Source organism: Arthrobacter globiformis NBRC 12137 (genome assembly GCF_000238915.1).
GTDB classification, from domain to species: domain Bacteria; phylum Actinomycetota; class Actinomycetes; order Actinomycetales; family Micrococcaceae; genus Arthrobacter; species Arthrobacter globiformis.
In genome coordinates, this window is record NZ_BAEG01000091.1 from 48,304 (window position 1) to 64,177 (window position 15,874).

Consider the following 15,874-nt stretch of genomic DNA (forward strand, 5'->3'; position numbering starts at 1 on the left):
CTGGAGATCGAAGACTGCCGGGCACATCCGGCGCGCGTCGGTCCCGACCCCGCACTCCATCGCAACAGGTAGCCCGAAGGACGGGCGCGGGACGCGGGTCCGCACGCAGAAGGCAGGGAGACGGCAACGGCTCCCTGCCTTCGCCACAATCCCGCCCGGTCTCGCCCATCTCTTCCGCTCGTCCAGCCCTCCCACTCGACAAGGACACTGCCATGACAAATTATTCACGCACCCCCAAACCGCTGGCCGCACGACCTGAGCCGGTACCCAACTGGTCAAAACTGTCCCGCGCTGACCAGGTGGAGATCTACCGGAACGGCAAAGCCATAGCATCAGGAAAGATTGACATGCTGGCCATGGATGGAAGCATGCTCTGGATACACCAGGACGGCGCAAACGGCCGCGCGCTGTTCCTGCACGGTGACGGGCTCAAGGTATACCGACGCCCGCGCCGCCACTGACGCGAGGCGACGCTTTGTGGTGTCCCACCTGGCTGTTCAGGAGCCTGGGGCTGTTCAGGAACCTGGCGGCGACCAGACCCATTCGCGGATTTCGGGCAGGTCTTCGAAGTGCTCCCGGATGTATTCGGCGTGGGCGTCCAGCAGCTGGTTGCAGTGGTCGGCCAGGGCCTGCGCGCCGTCGAACTGCCGAGGCATCCGGCTGAGTGCCTCCAGTGCCAGGTGGTAGCGGCTCATCCGGTTGAGAACCACCATGTCGAACGGTGTGGTGGTGGTGCCCTGCTGGCTGTAGCCGCGGACGTGGAACCTCTCCGGGTTCGGCCGGCCATGCAGGAGCTGGTGGAAGGAACGGGCGTAGCCGTGCCAGGCCACGACCACCTCGCCGGTGTCCGTGAACAGCGAAGTGAACGTCCCGTCGTCGAGCCCGTGTGGGTGCACCTCCCGCGGCGGAAGCACCATGGCATCCATGACGTTCACCACGCGAACGGTGGCATCCGGAACGTGGCGCTGCAGCAGCCAAGCGGCCGCCAGTGCCTCCTCGGTGGGGATGTCGCCGGCGCAGGCGAGAATGATGTCGGGTTCCGCGCTGCTGCCATTTTCGTTGCCGGCCCATTCCCACCGCGACGCTCCAGCTTCGGCGTGCGCGCGGGCTTCCGCCAGCGTGAGGTACTGGGGATGGGACTGCTTGTCGACGACGACCAGGTTCACGTAGTCCTTGCTGCGCAGTGCGTGCTCTGCGGCTGCCAGCAGCGTGTTGGTGTCTGGCGGCAGGTAGATTCTGGTCACCTCGCCGGACAGGGACAGCACGGTGTCAATCAGGCCCGGGCCCTGGTGGCTGAAGCCGTTGTGGTCGTTGCGCCAGCACGTGGAGGTCAGCAGGATGTTCAGGCTCGGCACCGGCGACCGCCATGCCAGCTCCCGGGCGTGCTGCAGCCATTTGGCGTGCTGGACGGTCATGGAGGCGCTGACCATGGCGAAGGCCTCGTAGCTGGCGAAGAACCCGTGCCGGCCGGTCAGCAGGTAGCCCTCCAGCCAGCCCTGGCAGAGGTGCTCCGAGAGCACCTCCATCACGCGCCCGTCCGCCGAGACGTGGTCGTCCCCATCGTGCCCCGGGAGCAGGAGGCAGCGGTCGGTGGCCTCGAAGACGGCGCCCAGCCTGTTGCTGTTGGTCTCATCCGGGCAGAACAGCCGGAACCGGGGGTTGTCCTCCGTTCCTGTGTAGAGGTCGCGGAAAAGCTCGCCCAGCGGCTTGGTGGTTTCGACGCTGGTGGAGCCCGGCCGTCCGGGATCGACGGCGTACTGCACGAGGTCGGGAATCTCCAGCGGGACGGACGGCTGGCCGTTGGCCCAGGGTGCGGCCCCCATCCGGAGCCTGCCTTCTGGCGCCAGTGCGGCCAGTTCGGGCAGGAGCCTGCCGCCGTCGTCGAACAGCGATTCCGGCTGGTAGGAACGCATCCACTGCTCCAGCAGCGCCAGGTGCTCCGGGTCGTCCTTGACGCCTGACAGGGGAACCTGATGCGCACGGAACGTGCCTTCCACCGGACTGCCGTCTACGGTTTCCGGGCCCGTCCACCCCTTGGGCGTGCGGAGAATGATCGCCGGCCAGCGGGCCGCCGTCGTTCGATTTCGCGTTCGATTACTGCCGGTTCCGGTGTCACCGGAACCGGCGTCCCGGGCGTCCCGCTGGATGTCCCGGATGGTGGCATAAGCATTGTCGAGCGCGGCGGACAGGGCCCGATGGACCTTCCCAGGCTGGTCGCCGGAGACCGTCACGGGCTCCCAGCCGTTGGCGTGCAGCAGCGCCTCAACATCTTCATCCGAGCGGCGGCCCAGGACAGTTGGGCCGGAAATTTTGGCCCCGTTGAGGTGCAGGATGGGCAGGACCGCGCCGTCCCGCACAGGGTTGAGGAAGAACGGTGCCGTCCAGGAGGCGGCGAGCGGCCCGGTCTCGGCTTCGCCGTCGCCCACCACGCAGGCGGCAATGAGTCCGGGGTTGTCCATCACCGCGCCGGTGGCGTGCATGAGTGAATAGCCCAGTTCGCCGCCCTCGTGGATGGAACCGGGGGTGGCGGGGCCCACGTGGCTGCCCACGCCGCCCGGCGTCGAAAACTGCCGTGCCAGCCGGTGCATGCCGGCAGCGTCGCGGCTGACGTCGGGGTAGACCTCGGAGTAGGTGCCTTCGAGGTAGACGTTCGCCACCACGGACGGTCCGCCGTGGCCCGGCCCGGCGATGAACAGGACCTCGGCCGACGTATTCCGGATCAGGCGGTTCAGGTGGGCGTAGATCAGCGACAGCCCGGGTCCGGTGCCCCAGTGTCCCAGCAACCGCGGCTTGATGTGTTCCGGCCGCAGCGGCTCCCGGAGCAATGCATTGTCCTGGAGGTAGATCTGGGCCACCGTCAGGTAGTTCGCCGCGCTCCAGTAGCGGTGGAGGAGGTCCAGTTCGTCGTCCGACATTGCCCCGTTTGCCCCGGCCGTGCCCATGAATGTGCCTTCCGTCGGATCCGTTCCCGCGCTGACGGGCACAGTCTACCCCGGCGTTTTGGCCGACCTCAGATCCACTTCGGGGCGGCGGGAACGTTGGTCAGCCCCTCGGTCCCGCGGGCGGCGGTGACGCCGGTGGTGCCGCGGCCGGTGGCCCATTCGACGACGGCGGGCAGGGGGCCGGTGATGATCGTCGGGTCCGTGGCGCTGGTGTCGCCGAACGTGAGATCCGTGCCTGCTACTTCAGTGCCGGTGACTTTGATGAGGAGCCCGGCGTCGGTGCCACGGGTTTTCCAGGCGCCGGTGATGTCCCGCAGCAGCCGTTCCAGGACGGGTGCGGGAATGTCGCCGAAGGTTGCGCCGTTGCCCAGGTCGACGGCGTGGATCCAGACTTCGCGGGTGCGCATCCAGACGGTTTCGGAGGCAGGCACGGTGCGGCCCTGGACGGTCTTCACTTCGTTGGCCCAGTCCCGGTCGGGCAGGTCGCGCCATTCGACGGACAGGTGCACCGCGGAGTGGTCGAAGAGGTTCCGCAGGGCGATCGGGGAGAGGGTGGCGCCGAAGTTGATCTCGTGGTCCCGGACCTCGGTGGAGGGGTACATGGGTGTCTCCACCCCGGTCGCGGCCCATTCGACCAGCCGGGCGATCGCGCGGGCGTTGTAGCCGACGTGGGCCACGACGTGTCGGCGGGTCCAGCCCGGAAGGAGGGAGCCGCCGTCGAGCTCATCATCGGTGAGTTCGCTCAGTTTGCGGGCGAAGAACGCGGTGCCCCGCCGGGCCTGCAGGAGTTCTTCCTGCAGGCGCCGATCGGTGGCGAGGTCGCTGCGGGCGACCATCAGGCCTCCTTGACCGCGCGGTTGGCCAGCTGGCCCAGGCCCTCGACGGTGGTAACCAGGACCTGGCCTTCCTGCAGGTAGCGCTTAGGGTCCTGGGCGTGGCCCACACCGCCGGGGGTGCCGGTGGCGATCACGTCGCCGGGGTTCAGGGTGATGATGGTGGAGATGTAGGAGACCAGGTATTCGGGGGTGAAGACGAGGTCCCCGGTGGGGGTCTGCTGCTGGATCTCGCCATCCACGGCGGAGGTCATCAGCGGGCCGGCACTGAACTCGTCCTTGGTGACCAGGGCGGGGCCGAACGGGGTGGAGTTTTCCCAGGTCTTGCCCTGCAGCCACTGGACGGTGCGGAACTGGTAGTCGCGCATGCTGATGTCGTTCAGGACCGAGTATCCGGCGATGTGGTCCTTCGCGTCGGCTTCGCTGATCCGGCGGCCGGTTTTACCGATAACGACGGCGAGTTCGGCTTCCCAGTCCACGGCGTCGGATTCCTGCGGCAGCGCCAGGTCGTCGTTGGGGCCGATCAGGGATTCGGCGTATTTGGCGAACAGGGTGGGGTGTTCCGGGACTTCCCTTCCCATTTCCTTGATGTGGTTCCGGTAGTTGTGGCCCACGCAGATGATCTTGCCCGGAGCCGGGACAACGGCCTCGAGGTCGGCGCCCTCGAGCGGGTGCGTTGCGCCGTTGGCCGCCCGGGCGATCGACTCCCAGTTGGAGTCTTTCAGCAGGGCGCCGACGTCGCTGAACCCGTCGATCTCGGTCAGGGTGTCGCCGTCCTGGCGGACGGCGGCCGTGCCTTTGGAATTTCCGGTGCCTTCGGCGAGGCGGAGGGTGAGGAGTCTCATTACTTGTTGCGTCCTTCGGTGTAGGTGCGGTTGAAGTTCAGTCGTTCAAAGATGGGGGCGTCGCTGAACCGGAACAGGTCAAACCCCGTTTGAGAACCAGCGTCGGCCTGCAGGGACCATTCTTGCCAGGACGGGACGACGAACAGGTCTCCCTTGGCCAGGTTCCGCGGTTCGCCATTGAGCAGCACGGTGCCGGTGCCTTCGAAGACCTGCCACACGCTGGAGCCGACCTCGCGCAGGCGCTCGGTGGCGGCGCCGGCCCGGAGCCGGTGGAACTCGGCGCGGATGGTGGGCATCACATCCCCGCCCGTGGTCGGGTTCGAGTACCGGACGGCGGCATGGCCCTGTGACACCGTGGCCGGGTGGCCCTCATCCTCCAGCAGCAACTGCTCGCGCAGCGCGGCGTCGGTGTGTTCCCACCGGTACGCGGCGATGGGGGAGTTGGTGGTGTCGTCCAGGCCGGAGAGGGGACGCAGGCCCGGGTGGGCCCAGAGCCGCTCGGACCGGGAGATGTCCGGGGTCGCCTCGTCGGTGACGCGCTCGGTGCCGAACTCGAAGAACCCGGCGTCGGCGTAGTGCACGAACGGGATGTCCAGGCCGTCGATCCAGGCCATCGGCTCATCGGTGTCGTTGTGGTGGCCGTGGAAGTTCCAGCCGGGTGTGAGGAGGAAGTCTCCGCGGGACATCCGTACCGGGTCGCCGTTCACCACGGTCCAGACGCCTTCGCCCTCGACGACGAACCGGAAGGCGTTTTGCGAGTGCCGGTGCTCCGGGGCGGTCTCCCGGGCGCCGAGATACTGGATGGCCGCCCACAGCGTCGGTGTCGCATAGGGCGTGCCACCCAGCCCCGGGTTGGCGAGGGCTATGGCCCGCCGCTCGCCGCCGCGCCCGACCGGGACCAGGTCACCGGCGCGGGCAGCCAAGGGGTAGAGGTCGTCCCAGCGCCACACATGCGGCACGGCCTTCGGGGACGGGACCATCGGCATCAGGTCACCGATCTCGGTCCACAGCGGGATCAGGTTCTCCGACTCGAAGTCCCTGTACAGCTGCTCCAGCTGCACGGCTTCCTCCGGGGTCGGCTCCGGGGCCACATGGGCGGCGGCAACTGATGCATGGGTCGTGGTCTCGGCGCTGATGGACACGGGGGCCTCCTCGGTGAGTGCGAATACGTCTGGGCGCACTACCGAGACTAGGGACGCTGCGGCTGTGACCCCCAGCATATTCTGTCCTGCAGAATCTTGAAGCCGCCTCTCGCTCGTTTCCGTCAGCCCGGCTCGGCGGGATTGGCGGCGATATCGATCTCCAGCTGCCGGCGCGTTTCCAGCATGGCCCGCACTAGGCCGGCGTCGAAGACGGTGCGGAACCTGGTCACCGGCGTGGCTACGGTGATCGCGCCCACCACCTCGCCCTTCCCGTTGTGCAGGGCCATGCCGAGTGCGCTGATGCCCTCCTCGGTTCCCTCGAAGTTGGCCGCGAAGCCGTTGCTGCGGATGGTTTCCAGCTCCCGCAGGAACGCCGGGAACTCGGCGTCGGGAATGCTGTCCCCGCCAATCTCGGCATTCTGGCTCCGGAACAGCTGCTCAACCAGTGCCGGTTCCAGCTCGGCGAGCATGGCCTTGCCGCCGGATGCCCTGTGCGCCGGCAGTACGGTTCCCTGCCTGTCGCCCACGCGAAGGGCGTTGGTGCCTTCAATTGTCTCCAGGAACCGGACCTTGGTGCCCACCCGGATCATGAGGTTCACGGTCTCGTTGAGGCGCGAGCTCAGCAGTTCCATGTGGGGGCGTGCCAGGTTCCGCAGCAGCCGGGTCCAGGTGACCCCTGCCGGGCCCGCCCCCATCGCGGGTCCGGGGACGTACCGCCTCGTCTCGTCCTGCACGGCGAAGCCCCTGTACACCAGCATCGCCAGCAGGCGGTGTGCCGTGGACGGTGCCACGCCAAGTTCGCTCGCGGCGTCCTTGAGTCGCAGGCTGCCCCCGTCGCGCAGCAGTTGCAGCAGCTGCAGGGCATTGTCCACCGCCTCGATCGAGTACGTGGGCTTCCTCTTGAGCGGTGAATTCTGCATGCCAGAATTGTATTGGAGTGCCGCCGCCTCAGCCATGAGAGTTGGTGGCATGAATCACACACCTTCCGCTGCAGCGCCGGAGCGGTCCATGCCGGAGGCAGTCCTCCCGCCGGCGCCGGCGCCCCGTTTCTCGAAACAGTCCGCCCTTGCCGTGCTTGTCTGCTGGCTGCTGGTGGTCTTCGACGGTTACGACCTCATCGTCTACGGCACCGTCCAGTCCTCGCTGATCTCCGAAACCGGCTGGGGACTGAGCAAGGCCACCGCCGGAACCATAGGATCCATGGCCTTCGTCGGCATGATGATTGGGGCAATCTTTGCCGGCCGGATGGCCGACGCCTGGGGCCGCCGCCGCACCATCCTGGGCTGCGCCGTGGTCTTTTCGGTCTTCACCATCCTGTGCGCTTTCGCGCCCAACGCCGCCGTCTTCGGCGCCCTGCGGCTCCTCGCCGGCCTTGGACTCGGCGGCCTGGTGCCGTCGGCGAACGCCCTCGTTGCCGAGCTGGTGCCCGCCAAATGGCGGTCTACCGTTGCCACCCTGATGATGTCCGGTGTCCCGATCGGCGGATCCGTCGCCGCGCTCGTCGGCATTCAGATGATCCCAACCTTCGGATGGGAGTCAATGTTCCTGGTGGCCGTGCTTGCCCTGGTGATCGTGGTGCCTCTCGGACTGAAATACCTTCCGGAGACGCTGGCACCGGCGGGTGGCCCCGACAAAGCCGCCACAGGCAAAGAACCATCCGGCTTCAGTTCCCTGCTTCGCGCCCCCTACCTGGGGATCAGCGTGCTGTTCGCCGTAGCGACGATTGCCACCCTTTTCGCCTGGTACGGGCTGGGCACCTGGCTGCCCAACCTCATGCAGCTGGCCGGCTACAACCTGGGTTCCGCCCTGACCTTCGCCCTGGCCCTCAACCTCGGGGCGGTGGCCGGCTCGGTCATCGCGGCCTGGGCAGGCACCCGTTTTGGTCCGATTCCGACGGCGATCGCCGCCGCCTTCGTCGCCGCCGGAGCGCTGGTGGTCCTCGTGCTCGGGCCACCCGTCGGGGTCGTGTACTTCATGCTGGTCCTCGCCGGTGTGGGCACGCACGGCACTCAGTGCCTCATCATCGCCGCCGTCGCCAGCCACTATCCCGGTCACCTGCGGGGGACCGCGCTGGGCTGGGCCCTTGGCACGGGCCGGATTGGCGCCGTCGCCGCACCCCAGATAGGTGGCCTGCTGCTGGCCGCCGGGCTGGGCGTCAATTCCAATTTCCTGGCCTTCGCCGGAGCAGCCGCCATCGCCGCGGTGCTGCTAACCGCCGTCGGCCTCAAACTCAAGTCAAAACTCTCCATTTCACCTTCACCAACAGGAGCAATCAATGTCTGAACACGCCCCGTCTACCGATGTACCGTCCACCGATGTTCTCGTCATCGGAGGGGGAATGGCCGGACTGGCCGGAGCACTCGCGCTGCGCGAGAACGGCGCCAATGTCACCCTCGTGGAGCGGGCGCCGGAATTCGGCGAGGTGGGAGCGGGGCTGCAGATGGCCCCCAATGCCTCCCGCGTCCTCCGGCGCTGGGGACTGCTGGAAAAGGCACTGGAAATCGGTGTCCAGCCCAAGCACCTGGTCTTCCGCGACGCCATCACCGGCGAGGAGCTCACCCGGCAGACGCTCGGCGGCGAATTTGCCGAACGCTACGGTGCGCCGTACGTCGTGATCCACCGCAGCGACCTGCACCGGGTCCTGCTTGAAGGCTGTGAAGCTGCGGGCGTCAGGCTTGTCAACGATGTCATGGTCGAGAGCGTCGAAACCGTCAACGGCCGGGGCGTGGCGCACACCGCCGCCGGTGTGGACTACGAAGCAGACGTCGTGATCGGCGCCGACGGACTCAAGTCCACCCTGCGTCCGCTCGTGGCCAAGGACGAGCCGGTCTCGTCGGCCTACGTCGCCTACCGCGGCACCGTTCCCATTACGGAAAACACCCCGAAGGCGGACCTGGAGGACGTCATCGTCTACCTCGGACCGGACTGCCACCTCGTGCAGTACCCGCTGCGCAAGGGCGAGCTGCTGAACACCGTGGCCGTCTTCAAGTCCCCTTCCTTCGAACGCGGCGAAGAGCAGTACGGCGATGTGGACGAGCTCGAGGCTGCGTACAAGGACTGCGTCCCGGCCGTCCAGGAAGCGCTGAAAAACCTGGGCACCAGCATGCGCTGGCCCATGTACGACCGCGACCCGATCGAAAACTGGGTGGCCGGCCGGATGGTCCTGATGGGCGACGCCGCGCACCCGATGTTGCAGTACCTCGCCCAGGGCGCCTGCCAGGCGCTCGAGGACGCGGCCGTGCTGCAGGACGCCAGCAACGGCACGGTGTTCACCCCCGACGGCGTCAACCCCGGAGGCTGGGATGACGCCATCAGGGAATTCAACAACGTCCGCGCCGGCCGCACCGCACGGGTCCAGCGCACCGCCCGCATCTGGGGCGAATCCTGGCACGTCTCCGGACTGGCCCGGTCGCTGCGCAACCTGCTGTTCAAGAGCCGGAAGGACAACAACTTCCAGTACAACGACTGGCTGTACGGCCAGGACGGCGACGGCGTTCCGGCCGCAGCGGTTCCGGCGTCGTCCGTGCGGGCAACGGTTCCGGCGTAGGGAACCGTACCGGGCGGGAGCATGCAGTCTGAAAGCCCCGCGCTGTCTGAAAGCCCTGTGCTGTCTGAAAGCCCTGTGCTGCCTGAAAGCCCTGTGCTGCCTGAAAGCCCTGTGCAACCTGAAAGCATTGCCCCGTCCGGCGGGCGTTCCGTAGCGTTGGGTCCATCGCCGGTAGCAGGCGTAGGAGGAATGCCGTGGGAAATGCCGCGCAGAGTGGAGACCCAGCGCCGAATGGAGACCCGGCGCTGAATGGAGACCCGACGCTGCATGAACACCCGGCCGCCCAGGTCACCCTGTACCTGGACGTGGACGGCGTCGTGTGCCCGTTCGGCCCCACGGGAACCACACCCTGGGGCTCAGCATGGCACTATGCCTATGCCGGAATGCTGGAAGTGGCTTACGCGGTGGAGCTGGTGGCGGCCCTGAACCGACTGACGCTGTGGCCCGGTCTGCGTTTCGTCTGGCTCACCAGCTGGGAGGAACTGGCGCCTGCAGTACTCTGCCCGGTCACCGGGCTGGAGGGAAGCTTGTGGCCTGTTCTGACCGCAGACGGGGCGGGAAGCGGTGCGGAGTGGTGGAAGCTGGAAGCCATCCAGGCGGATGTGGGCAGGAACACGCCGGAGCGCATCGTCTGGGTGGACGACCAGCTCGCCTTCGAGGGCCGCGCGCAGGCCTGGGCCCGGATCCTTGGCCGCCGTGCCATGCTGGTCTCGCCGGATCCCCGGACCGGACTGTCGCCGGGCGAGCTGGAAGCCATCCGCGCCTTCGCCCGGCACCCGGACCGGCAGGTGTGACAGCACCTGCGCGGTGCAGGTTTGACCTCGTCTGCAGGGCGCGTACGATCGATAGGGTTTCAAGCCCGCCCTGCAGCTTCGCTACCCCACCCGGAGACGTTTTCTTTAACATCGGGTGAACTATGCTGTGCAGTGCAGGCAGGGGAAGTGGAACTGCTGAACGTAGACTCTGCAGATTGGGCAACAGGTGGACATCACCTTCATGGTGGCGCTGGTCATTGCGCTGGCATTATTTTTCGATTTCACGAACGGGTTCCATGACACCGCAAACGCGATGGCCACGCCCATTGCCACCGGTGCCATCAAGCCGAAGACTGCGGTTGCCCTCGCGGCGGCCCTGAACCTGGTTGGCGCGTTCCTGTCTACGGAAGTCGCCAAAACGGTCTCGGGCGGCATCATCCGCGAGGGGTCAGGCGGCGTCCAGATCACCCCTGACATCATTTTCGCCGGCCTTATGGGCGCCATCCTGTGGAACATGATCACCTGGCTCAAGGGACTGCCCTCCAGTTCATCCCATGCGCTCTTCGGCGGCCTCATCGGTGCCGCAATCGCGGGCATCGGATTCCACACCGTCAACCTTGAGACGCTGCTCCAAAAAGTCATTCTGCCCGCAGTCTTCGCCCCGGTCATTGCAGGTCTTGTGGCCTACGTCTGCACCCGCATCGCCTACGCGCTCACCTCACGGCACGATCCGGAGACAGGCAGCAAGCTCACGCAGAAGCGTGGCGGCTTCCGGACCGGCCAGATCTTCACCTCCAGCCTGGTGGCCCTGGCGCACGGCACCAATGATGCCCAGAAGACCATGGGCATCATCACCCTGGTGCTGATCGCGGCCGGGACACAGGATCCCGGTTCGGGCCCGCAGCTATGGGTGATCACGGCGTGCGCACTCGCCATCGCCATCGGAACGTACGCCGGCGGCTGGCGCATCATCCGGACCATGGGCGCCGGGCTCACCGAGGTGAAGCCCGCCCAGGGCTTCGCGGCCGAGTCAAGCACCGCCTCCGCCATTCTGGCCTCTTCGCACCTCGGCTTTGCCCTGTCCACCACGCAGGTGGCATCCGGATCAGTGATCGGCTCGGGCATGGGCCGCAGGGGAACCACGGTGCGCTGGGGCATGGTGGGGCGCATCGCCCTCGGCTGGCTGTTCACGCTGCCGGCGGCCGGCATCGTGGGTGCTTTGACCGCCCTGCTGGTCAAGACCGGGGTTGTCGGTGTGGTGATCGCGGCCGTGGCCGGCACCGCGGCGGTGCTGTACATGTTCCTGGTGTCCCGCAAATCCCAGGTGGGCCACCACAACGCCGTTGAAGTCGAAGAGGCCGGGCAGGCTGTCCGCTTCGCGAAGAAGAAGGCCCTCGCCAGGGCCCGCGCCGCCGAGCGCGCCAGGAACAACAACCCGAAGGGCCCGCAGCGATGAAGTGGTTGGAACTCGTCACCGTGGCAGGTGCCACACTGATCGCAGCCGTGACCGTCGTGGTCCTCTATTCCCTCGGAGTCCGGCTTACGGCCATCGCCGGTGACCGGCAGGTCGCCGCGCCCGTTTGGGTCAAGTACCTCTCCTACATCTGCTTCGGGCTCTGCGGCGTCGCCGTGCTGTTCGGGCTCTACCTGATCATTCCGTACTTCAGCGGCTAGCTGCACCGTCCGGCCGCGGACGGCCACGGGGCCGGGCTGCCCCTGTGAACCTCCATCCGGAGTGGCTAGGCTGGGCCCATGCCCAGTGTCCAGTATTATGTTGCGTCCTCCCTCGACGGCTTCATCGCCACCGCAGACGACGATCTTGCCTGGCTGCTGCAGTTCGACGGCTTCGAAGGCGGCAAGGAAAGCTACGAAACCTTCATGGTGGCGTCGGCTGCATCGCCATGGGCGGGACTACCTACGAGTGGCTGATGGAGCACGAACCCGGCAACTGGCCCTACCCAGGCACGCCCTGCTGGATCTTCACCCACCACGAGTTCAGCGCCCCGCCGGGGGCAGACATCACATTCGTGCGCGGCGAAGTGACCGAATTCATCGACGACCTCCGGCGTGACGCCGGCGGCAAAAACATCTGGATGGTGGGCGGCGGCGAGCTCGCCGCCCAGTTCGCCGACGCCGGCCTGCTGGACGAACTGATCGTCTCGGTCATCCCCGTGGTGCTTGGCGGCGGAAAGCGGCTGCTTCCCCTCGTCCAGGGCCCGACGGCGCCACTTGAGTTGCAGGAGGCACGTCCCCAGGGGCGGGGGATCGTGGAGCTCCGGTACAGGTGGCCTGCGCGCCAGCCTTAGGGCGCGTTGGTCATCTGTCTACGGTTTTCTGCCTACCGGCCCGTGTCCCGGATGAGGTTGGTGATGCGCGCCGTGGACAGCCTGCGCCCCTGCTCGTCGGTCATCACGATTTCGTGGGTGGCCACCGTGCGGCCGAGGTGGATGGCCGTACAGGTTCCGGTCACCGTGCCGGCGGAAACGGCGCGGTGGTGGGTGGCGCCAACCTCAATGCCCAGCGCCTGGCGGCCGGGACCGGCATGCATCCCGGCGGCAAACGACCCCAGTGTTTCGGCCAGCACCACGTGTGCGCCGCCATGCAGGATGCCTGCCACCTGGGTATTCCCCTCCACCGGCATCGTGGCCACGCACCGTTCGGGGCTCATCTCCAGGAACCGGATCCCCATCTTCACCACCAAGGCACCGATGCCGTAGTCGGCAAGCCAGCCGTGGAGGTGTTCCGGGACGCCGGCGGCAAACAGCTCTTCCCTGAACTGTGCTTCCGCTGTGGCTTCCACCGCAGCTGGCGCTTCAACCGCGGCAGGCGTTTTGCCGGCGGGGCGTGGTTCCGCCGTCGGGCCGGCCTCTGTGGGGCTGGCCTCACCGGCGGGCCCGGGCGTGAAATTGTCCATCATGGCAACTAGGCTGGCACCTGTGAGTGAAACAACCAAACCGGCCCCAATTCCGTCCACAACCCAGACCCTTCAGGACATCGCGGTGTCCTCGCCGGACGCCCCGTCGGTGTCGGCCACCGAGGCCCCCGTTATTCCCCTGACGGAGCAGCCCCGGCTTCTGGTGCTGGACGGGCACTCCATGGCCTTCCGGGCCTTCTTCGCCCTCCCGGCCGACAAGTTCTCCACCGCCCGGGGCCAGCACACCAACGCGATCCACGGCTTTACGTCCATGCTCATCAACCTGATCAAGGAGCAGAAGCCCACCCACATCGCGGTCGCCTTCGACGTCTCGGATGACACCACTCACCGCAAGGCCGAGTACAGCGAGTACAAGGGCGGCCGCAACGAGACGCCCCGGGAAATGAGCGGCCAGATCGACCTCATCGACCAGGTCATGGGCGCGTGGGGCATCAAGACCATCAAGATGCCCGGCTACGAGGCGGACGACATCCTGGCCACGCTCGCCGCCATGGGTGAAAAGGCCGGTTACGAGGTTCTGCTCGTATCTGGGGACCGTGACGCCTTCCAGCTCATCACCGACAACGTGTTCGTGCTGTACCCGAAGAAAGGTGTCAGCGACATCCCGCGCATGGACGCCGCCGCCGTTGAGGCCAAGTACTTCGTCAGCCCCTCGCGCTACTCGGACCTCGCGGCCCTGGTGGGCGAGACCGCGGACAACCTGCCGGGCGTCCCCGGCGTCGGTCCCAAGACGGCAGCCAAGTGGATCAACCTCTATGGCGGCCTCGAAGGCGTGCTGGAACACGTCGATGCCATCGGCGGAAAGGTGGGGGACTCGCTGCGCGCCAACGTCGACGCCGTCAAGCGCAACCGGAAACTGAACCAGCTCCACACCGACCTTGACCTGCCGGTGACGCTGGACGAACTGGCTGATCCACGGCCGGACCAGCAGGCGCTGGAGGATCTCTTCGACGAGCTCGAATTCAAGACCATCCGCACCCGGCTCTTCGACCTTTACGCCAGCGAAGCCCCGGCGCCGGAGCGCGAAGCCCTGGAGACCAGGGACTTCACCACGCTGACGGACGCCGACGCGCTCCGGGCCTTCCTCGAGGCCGGGACCGATCAGCGGTCCGCCCTCGCCGTGGACGTGCTGCCCGGCCGGATCGGCGAGGACGCGGACGCCGTCGCGATCGTGCGGGACGATGCCGCGGCCTACGTCGACCTCACCACGCTGGACGCCGAGGCGGAAAACGTGCTGGCCCAGTGGCTCCGGGACGCGGGATCCCCGAAGGTGACGCACGGCTACAAGGCGGCGCTGAAGGCACTGGCCAACCGCGGGTTCGGCCTGGAGGGCGTGGTGGATGACACCTCCATCTCCGGCTACCTCATCCAGCCCGACCGCCGCACCTATGAACTGGCCGAACTGGCCCAGTTCCACCTGAACATCCACATCACGCCCGAGGCCGCCAAGGCGGGCCAGCTGGAGCTGGCATTCGACGACGACGACGCCGCGGCGTCCGGCGCGCTGGTCCAGGTGGCCGCCGTCGTCCACAAGCTGAGCCAGTACTTCGAATCGGAACTGAAGGACCGCAAGGCCGAGGACCTGCTGGCCACGCTGGAGCTGCCGGTGGCCCGTGTCCTGGCGGACATGGAGACGGCCGGTATCGCCGTCTCCCTGGAGCTGATGGAGGAACAGCTGGCGGATCTGGCCAGGGTGATCGACGACGCCCAGGAACGGGCGTTCGCCGCGATCGGCCACGAGGTGAACCTCGGTTCGCCGAAGCAGCTGCAGACCGTCCTCTTCGAGGAGCTGCAACTGCCCAAGACCAAGAAGATCAAGTCCGGCTACACCACGGATGCCGCTTCCCTGAAGAACCTGCTGGAGAAAACCGGGCACGAATTCCTGGTCCAGCTCATGGCGCACCGTGAATCCGCGAAGCTGCGGCAGATGGTGGAGACACTCAAGAAGTCCGTGGCGGAGGACGGGCGCATCCACACCACCTACGCCCAGAACGTGGCCGCCACCGGGCGCATCTCGTCCAACAACCCCAACCTGCAGAACATCCCGATCCGCAGCGAGGAAGGCCGCCGCGTGCGTGGCATCTTCGTGGTCAGTGACGGCTACGAGTGCCTGCTGTCCGCTGACTACTCGCAGATCGAAATGCGGATCATGGCACACCTGTCCGGGGACGCCGGACTGATCGAGGCCTACCGCGAAGGGGAGGACCTGCACCGCTTCGTCGGCTCGTCCATCTTCCACGTGCCGCCGGCCGAGGTCACCAGCGCGATGCGTTCCAAGGTCAAGGCCATGTCCTACGGTCTGGCCTACGGTCTGACGTCCTTCGGGCTGTCCAAGCAGCTCGAGATCTCGGTGGACGAGGCCAGGAACCTCATGAAGGACTACTTCGACCGGTTTGGTGCCGTACGTGACTACCTGCGCGGCGTGGTGGACCAGGCCAGGGTAGACGGCTACACCGCCACGATCGAAGGCCGGCGCCGCTACCTGCCGGACCTCACCAGCACGGACCGGCAGCTACGTGAGAACGCTGAACGCATTGCCCTGAACTCGCCCATCCAGGGTTCGGCCGCGGACATCATCAAGCGGGCCATGCTGGGCGTGCATTCGGAGCTCGCCGCGCAGGGACTGAAATCACGCATGCTGCTGCAGGTCCATGACGAACTGGTGCTCGAAGTGGCCAAGGGCGAACGTGAGGCAGTCGAAAAGCTCGTCACTGAGCAGATGGCCGCCGCCGCTGAACTCAGCGTGCCGCTGGAAGTCCAGATCGGCGTCGGCACCAGCTGGTACGACGCCGGCCACTAGGCAAGTACACGACGCGCGCAGGGCACTCTACGGGTGCCCTGCGCGTCACTGATTTCGGGTTTACATCATTCATCG

Annotated in this window: 13 protein-coding genes and 1 pseudogene; 8 read left to right on the forward strand and 6 right to left on the reverse strand. The window is 66.9% G+C overall.

What is annotated here, in order from left to right; translation table 11 throughout:
* Positions 1-212: 212 nt before the first annotated feature.
* The gene (locus ARGLB_RS18585; protein ID WP_003805486.1) at positions 213-461 is read left to right on the forward strand and encodes a hypothetical protein; all 249 of its coding nucleotides are present in this window, start codon (positions 213-215) and stop codon (positions 459-461) included.
* 54 nt (positions 462-515) lie between these two features.
* Here the strand turns inward: ARGLB_RS18585 and ARGLB_RS18590 are convergent, their stop codons facing one another.
* The 5 genes from ARGLB_RS18590 to ARGLB_RS18610 all read right to left on the reverse strand — a co-directional run bounded on the left by ARGLB_RS18590 (position 516) and on the right by ARGLB_RS18610 (position 6,682).
* Positions 516-2,942, reverse strand: a complete 2,427-nt coding sequence (locus ARGLB_RS18590; RefSeq protein WP_003805488.1) for a phosphoketolase family protein — start codon at positions 2,940-2,942, stop codon at positions 516-518.
* Between the two features lie 68 nt (positions 2,943-3,010).
* On the reverse strand, positions 3,011-3,778 hold the full coding sequence (locus tag ARGLB_RS18595; protein ID WP_003805490.1) for a maleylpyruvate isomerase family mycothiol-dependent enzyme: 768 nt from the start codon (positions 3,776-3,778) through the stop codon (positions 3,011-3,013).
* Positions 3,778-4,620, reverse strand: coding sequence for a fumarylacetoacetate hydrolase family protein (locus ARGLB_RS18600; protein WP_003805492.1), 843 nt, complete (start codon positions 4,618-4,620; stop codon positions 3,778-3,780). Before ARGLB_RS18600 ends, ARGLB_RS18595 begins: the two co-directional genes overlap by 1 nt.
* Positions 4,620-5,762 (reverse strand): cupin domain-containing protein, encoded by a 1,143-nt coding sequence (locus ARGLB_RS18605; protein WP_043419772.1) that lies wholly within the window; start codon positions 5,760-5,762, stop codon positions 4,620-4,622. Before ARGLB_RS18605 ends, ARGLB_RS18600 begins: the two co-directional genes overlap by 1 nt.
* Positions 5,763-5,884: 122 nt before the next feature.
* Positions 5,885-6,682, reverse strand: coding sequence for an IclR family transcriptional regulator (locus ARGLB_RS18610; RefSeq protein ID WP_043419814.1), 798 nt, complete (start codon positions 6,680-6,682; stop codon positions 5,885-5,887).
* Between the two features lie 49 nt (positions 6,683-6,731).
* Here ARGLB_RS18610 and ARGLB_RS18615 point away from each other — a divergent pair, with 49 nt between their 5' ends.
* The 6 genes and pseudogenes from ARGLB_RS18615 (at position 6,732) to ARGLB_RS18640 (ending at position 12,370) form a co-directional block, all read left to right on the forward strand.
* A complete protein-coding gene (locus ARGLB_RS18615; protein WP_043419775.1) occupies positions 6,732-8,045 on the forward strand; it encodes an MFS transporter in 1,314 nt (437 codons plus the stop codon).
* Entirely contained in the window at positions 8,038-9,309 is a 1,272-nt protein-coding gene (locus ARGLB_RS18620) for an FAD-dependent oxidoreductase (RefSeq protein WP_003805500.1), read from the forward strand. Before ARGLB_RS18615 ends, ARGLB_RS18620 begins: the two co-directional genes overlap by 8 nt.
* Before the next feature lie 194 nt (positions 9,310-9,503).
* Positions 9,504-10,103 carry an HAD domain-containing protein gene (locus tag ARGLB_RS18625; RefSeq protein WP_003805501.1) on the forward strand — a complete coding sequence of 200 codons (600 nt, stop codon included), beginning with the start codon at positions 9,504-9,506 and terminating at the stop codon, positions 10,101-10,103.
* 187 nt (positions 10,104-10,290) lie between these two features.
* Positions 10,291-11,520 carry an inorganic phosphate transporter gene (locus tag ARGLB_RS18630; RefSeq protein ID WP_003805502.1) on the forward strand — a complete coding sequence of 410 codons (1,230 nt, stop codon included), beginning with the start codon at positions 10,291-10,293 and terminating at the stop codon, positions 11,518-11,520.
* The gene (locus ARGLB_RS18635; RefSeq protein ID WP_003805503.1) at positions 11,517-11,738 is read left to right on the forward strand and encodes a hypothetical protein; all 222 of its coding nucleotides are present in this window, start codon (positions 11,517-11,519) and stop codon (positions 11,736-11,738) included. Before ARGLB_RS18630 ends, ARGLB_RS18635 begins: the two co-directional genes overlap by 4 nt.
* A gap of 78 nt (positions 11,739-11,816) precedes the next feature.
* Positions 11,817-12,370: pseudogene (locus ARGLB_RS18640) on the forward strand (dihydrofolate reductase family protein).
* Positions 12,371-12,402: 32 nt separating this feature from the next.
* On the opposite strand, the gene ARGLB_RS18645 reads toward ARGLB_RS18640, so the two are convergent.
* The gene (locus tag ARGLB_RS18645) at positions 12,403-12,981 is read right to left on the reverse strand and encodes a hotdog fold thioesterase (protein ID WP_083839700.1); all 579 of its coding nucleotides are present in this window, start codon (positions 12,979-12,981) and stop codon (positions 12,403-12,405) included.
* Between ARGLB_RS18645 and polA the strand changes: the two genes are divergently transcribed.
* Complete coding sequence (polA, locus tag ARGLB_RS18650; protein WP_083839701.1) at positions 12,980-15,799, forward strand: DNA polymerase I; 2,820 nt, start codon at positions 12,980-12,982, stop codon at positions 15,797-15,799. The genes ARGLB_RS18645 and polA overlap by 2 nt on opposite strands.
* Positions 15,800-15,874: the final 75 nt, after the last annotated feature.

What these genes read in the sequence shown, in the direction of transcription:
- ARGLB_RS18645 (WP_083839700.1), bottom strand. Translation starts at nt 12,981, where the DNA reads ATGATGGACAATTTCACGCCCGGGCCCGCCGGTGAGGCCAGCCCCACA.
- ARGLB_RS18615 (WP_043419775.1), top strand. Translation starts at nt 6,732, where the DNA reads ATGAATCACACACCTTCCGCTGCAGCGCCGGAGCGGTCCATGCCGGAG.
- ARGLB_RS18620 (WP_003805500.1), top strand. Translation starts at nt 8,038, where the DNA reads ATGTCTGAACACGCCCCGTCTACCGATGTACCGTCCACCGATGTTCTC.
- polA (WP_083839701.1), top strand. Translation starts at nt 12,980, where the DNA reads ATGGCAACTAGGCTGGCACCTGTGAGTGAAACAACCAAACCGGCCCCA.
- ARGLB_RS18635 (WP_003805503.1), top strand. Translation starts at nt 11,517, where the DNA reads ATGAAGTGGTTGGAACTCGTCACCGTGGCAGGTGCCACACTGATCGCA.
- ARGLB_RS18585 (WP_003805486.1), top strand. Translation starts at nt 213, where the DNA reads ATGACAAATTATTCACGCACCCCCAAACCGCTGGCCGCACGACCTGAG.
- ARGLB_RS18600 (WP_003805492.1), bottom strand. Translation starts at nt 4,620, where the DNA reads ATGAGACTCCTCACCCTCCGCCTCGCCGAAGGCACCGGAAATTCCAAA.
- ARGLB_RS18590 (WP_003805488.1), bottom strand. Translation starts at nt 2,942, where the DNA reads ATGGGCACGGCCGGGGCAAACGGGGCAATGTCGGACGACGAACTGGAC.
- ARGLB_RS18610 (WP_043419814.1), bottom strand. Translation starts at nt 6,682, where the DNA reads ATGCAGAATTCACCGCTCAAGAGGAAGCCCACGTACTCGATCGAGGCG.
- ARGLB_RS18595 (WP_003805490.1), bottom strand. Translation starts at nt 3,778, where the DNA reads ATGGTCGCCCGCAGCGACCTCGCCACCGATCGGCGCCTGCAGGAAGAA.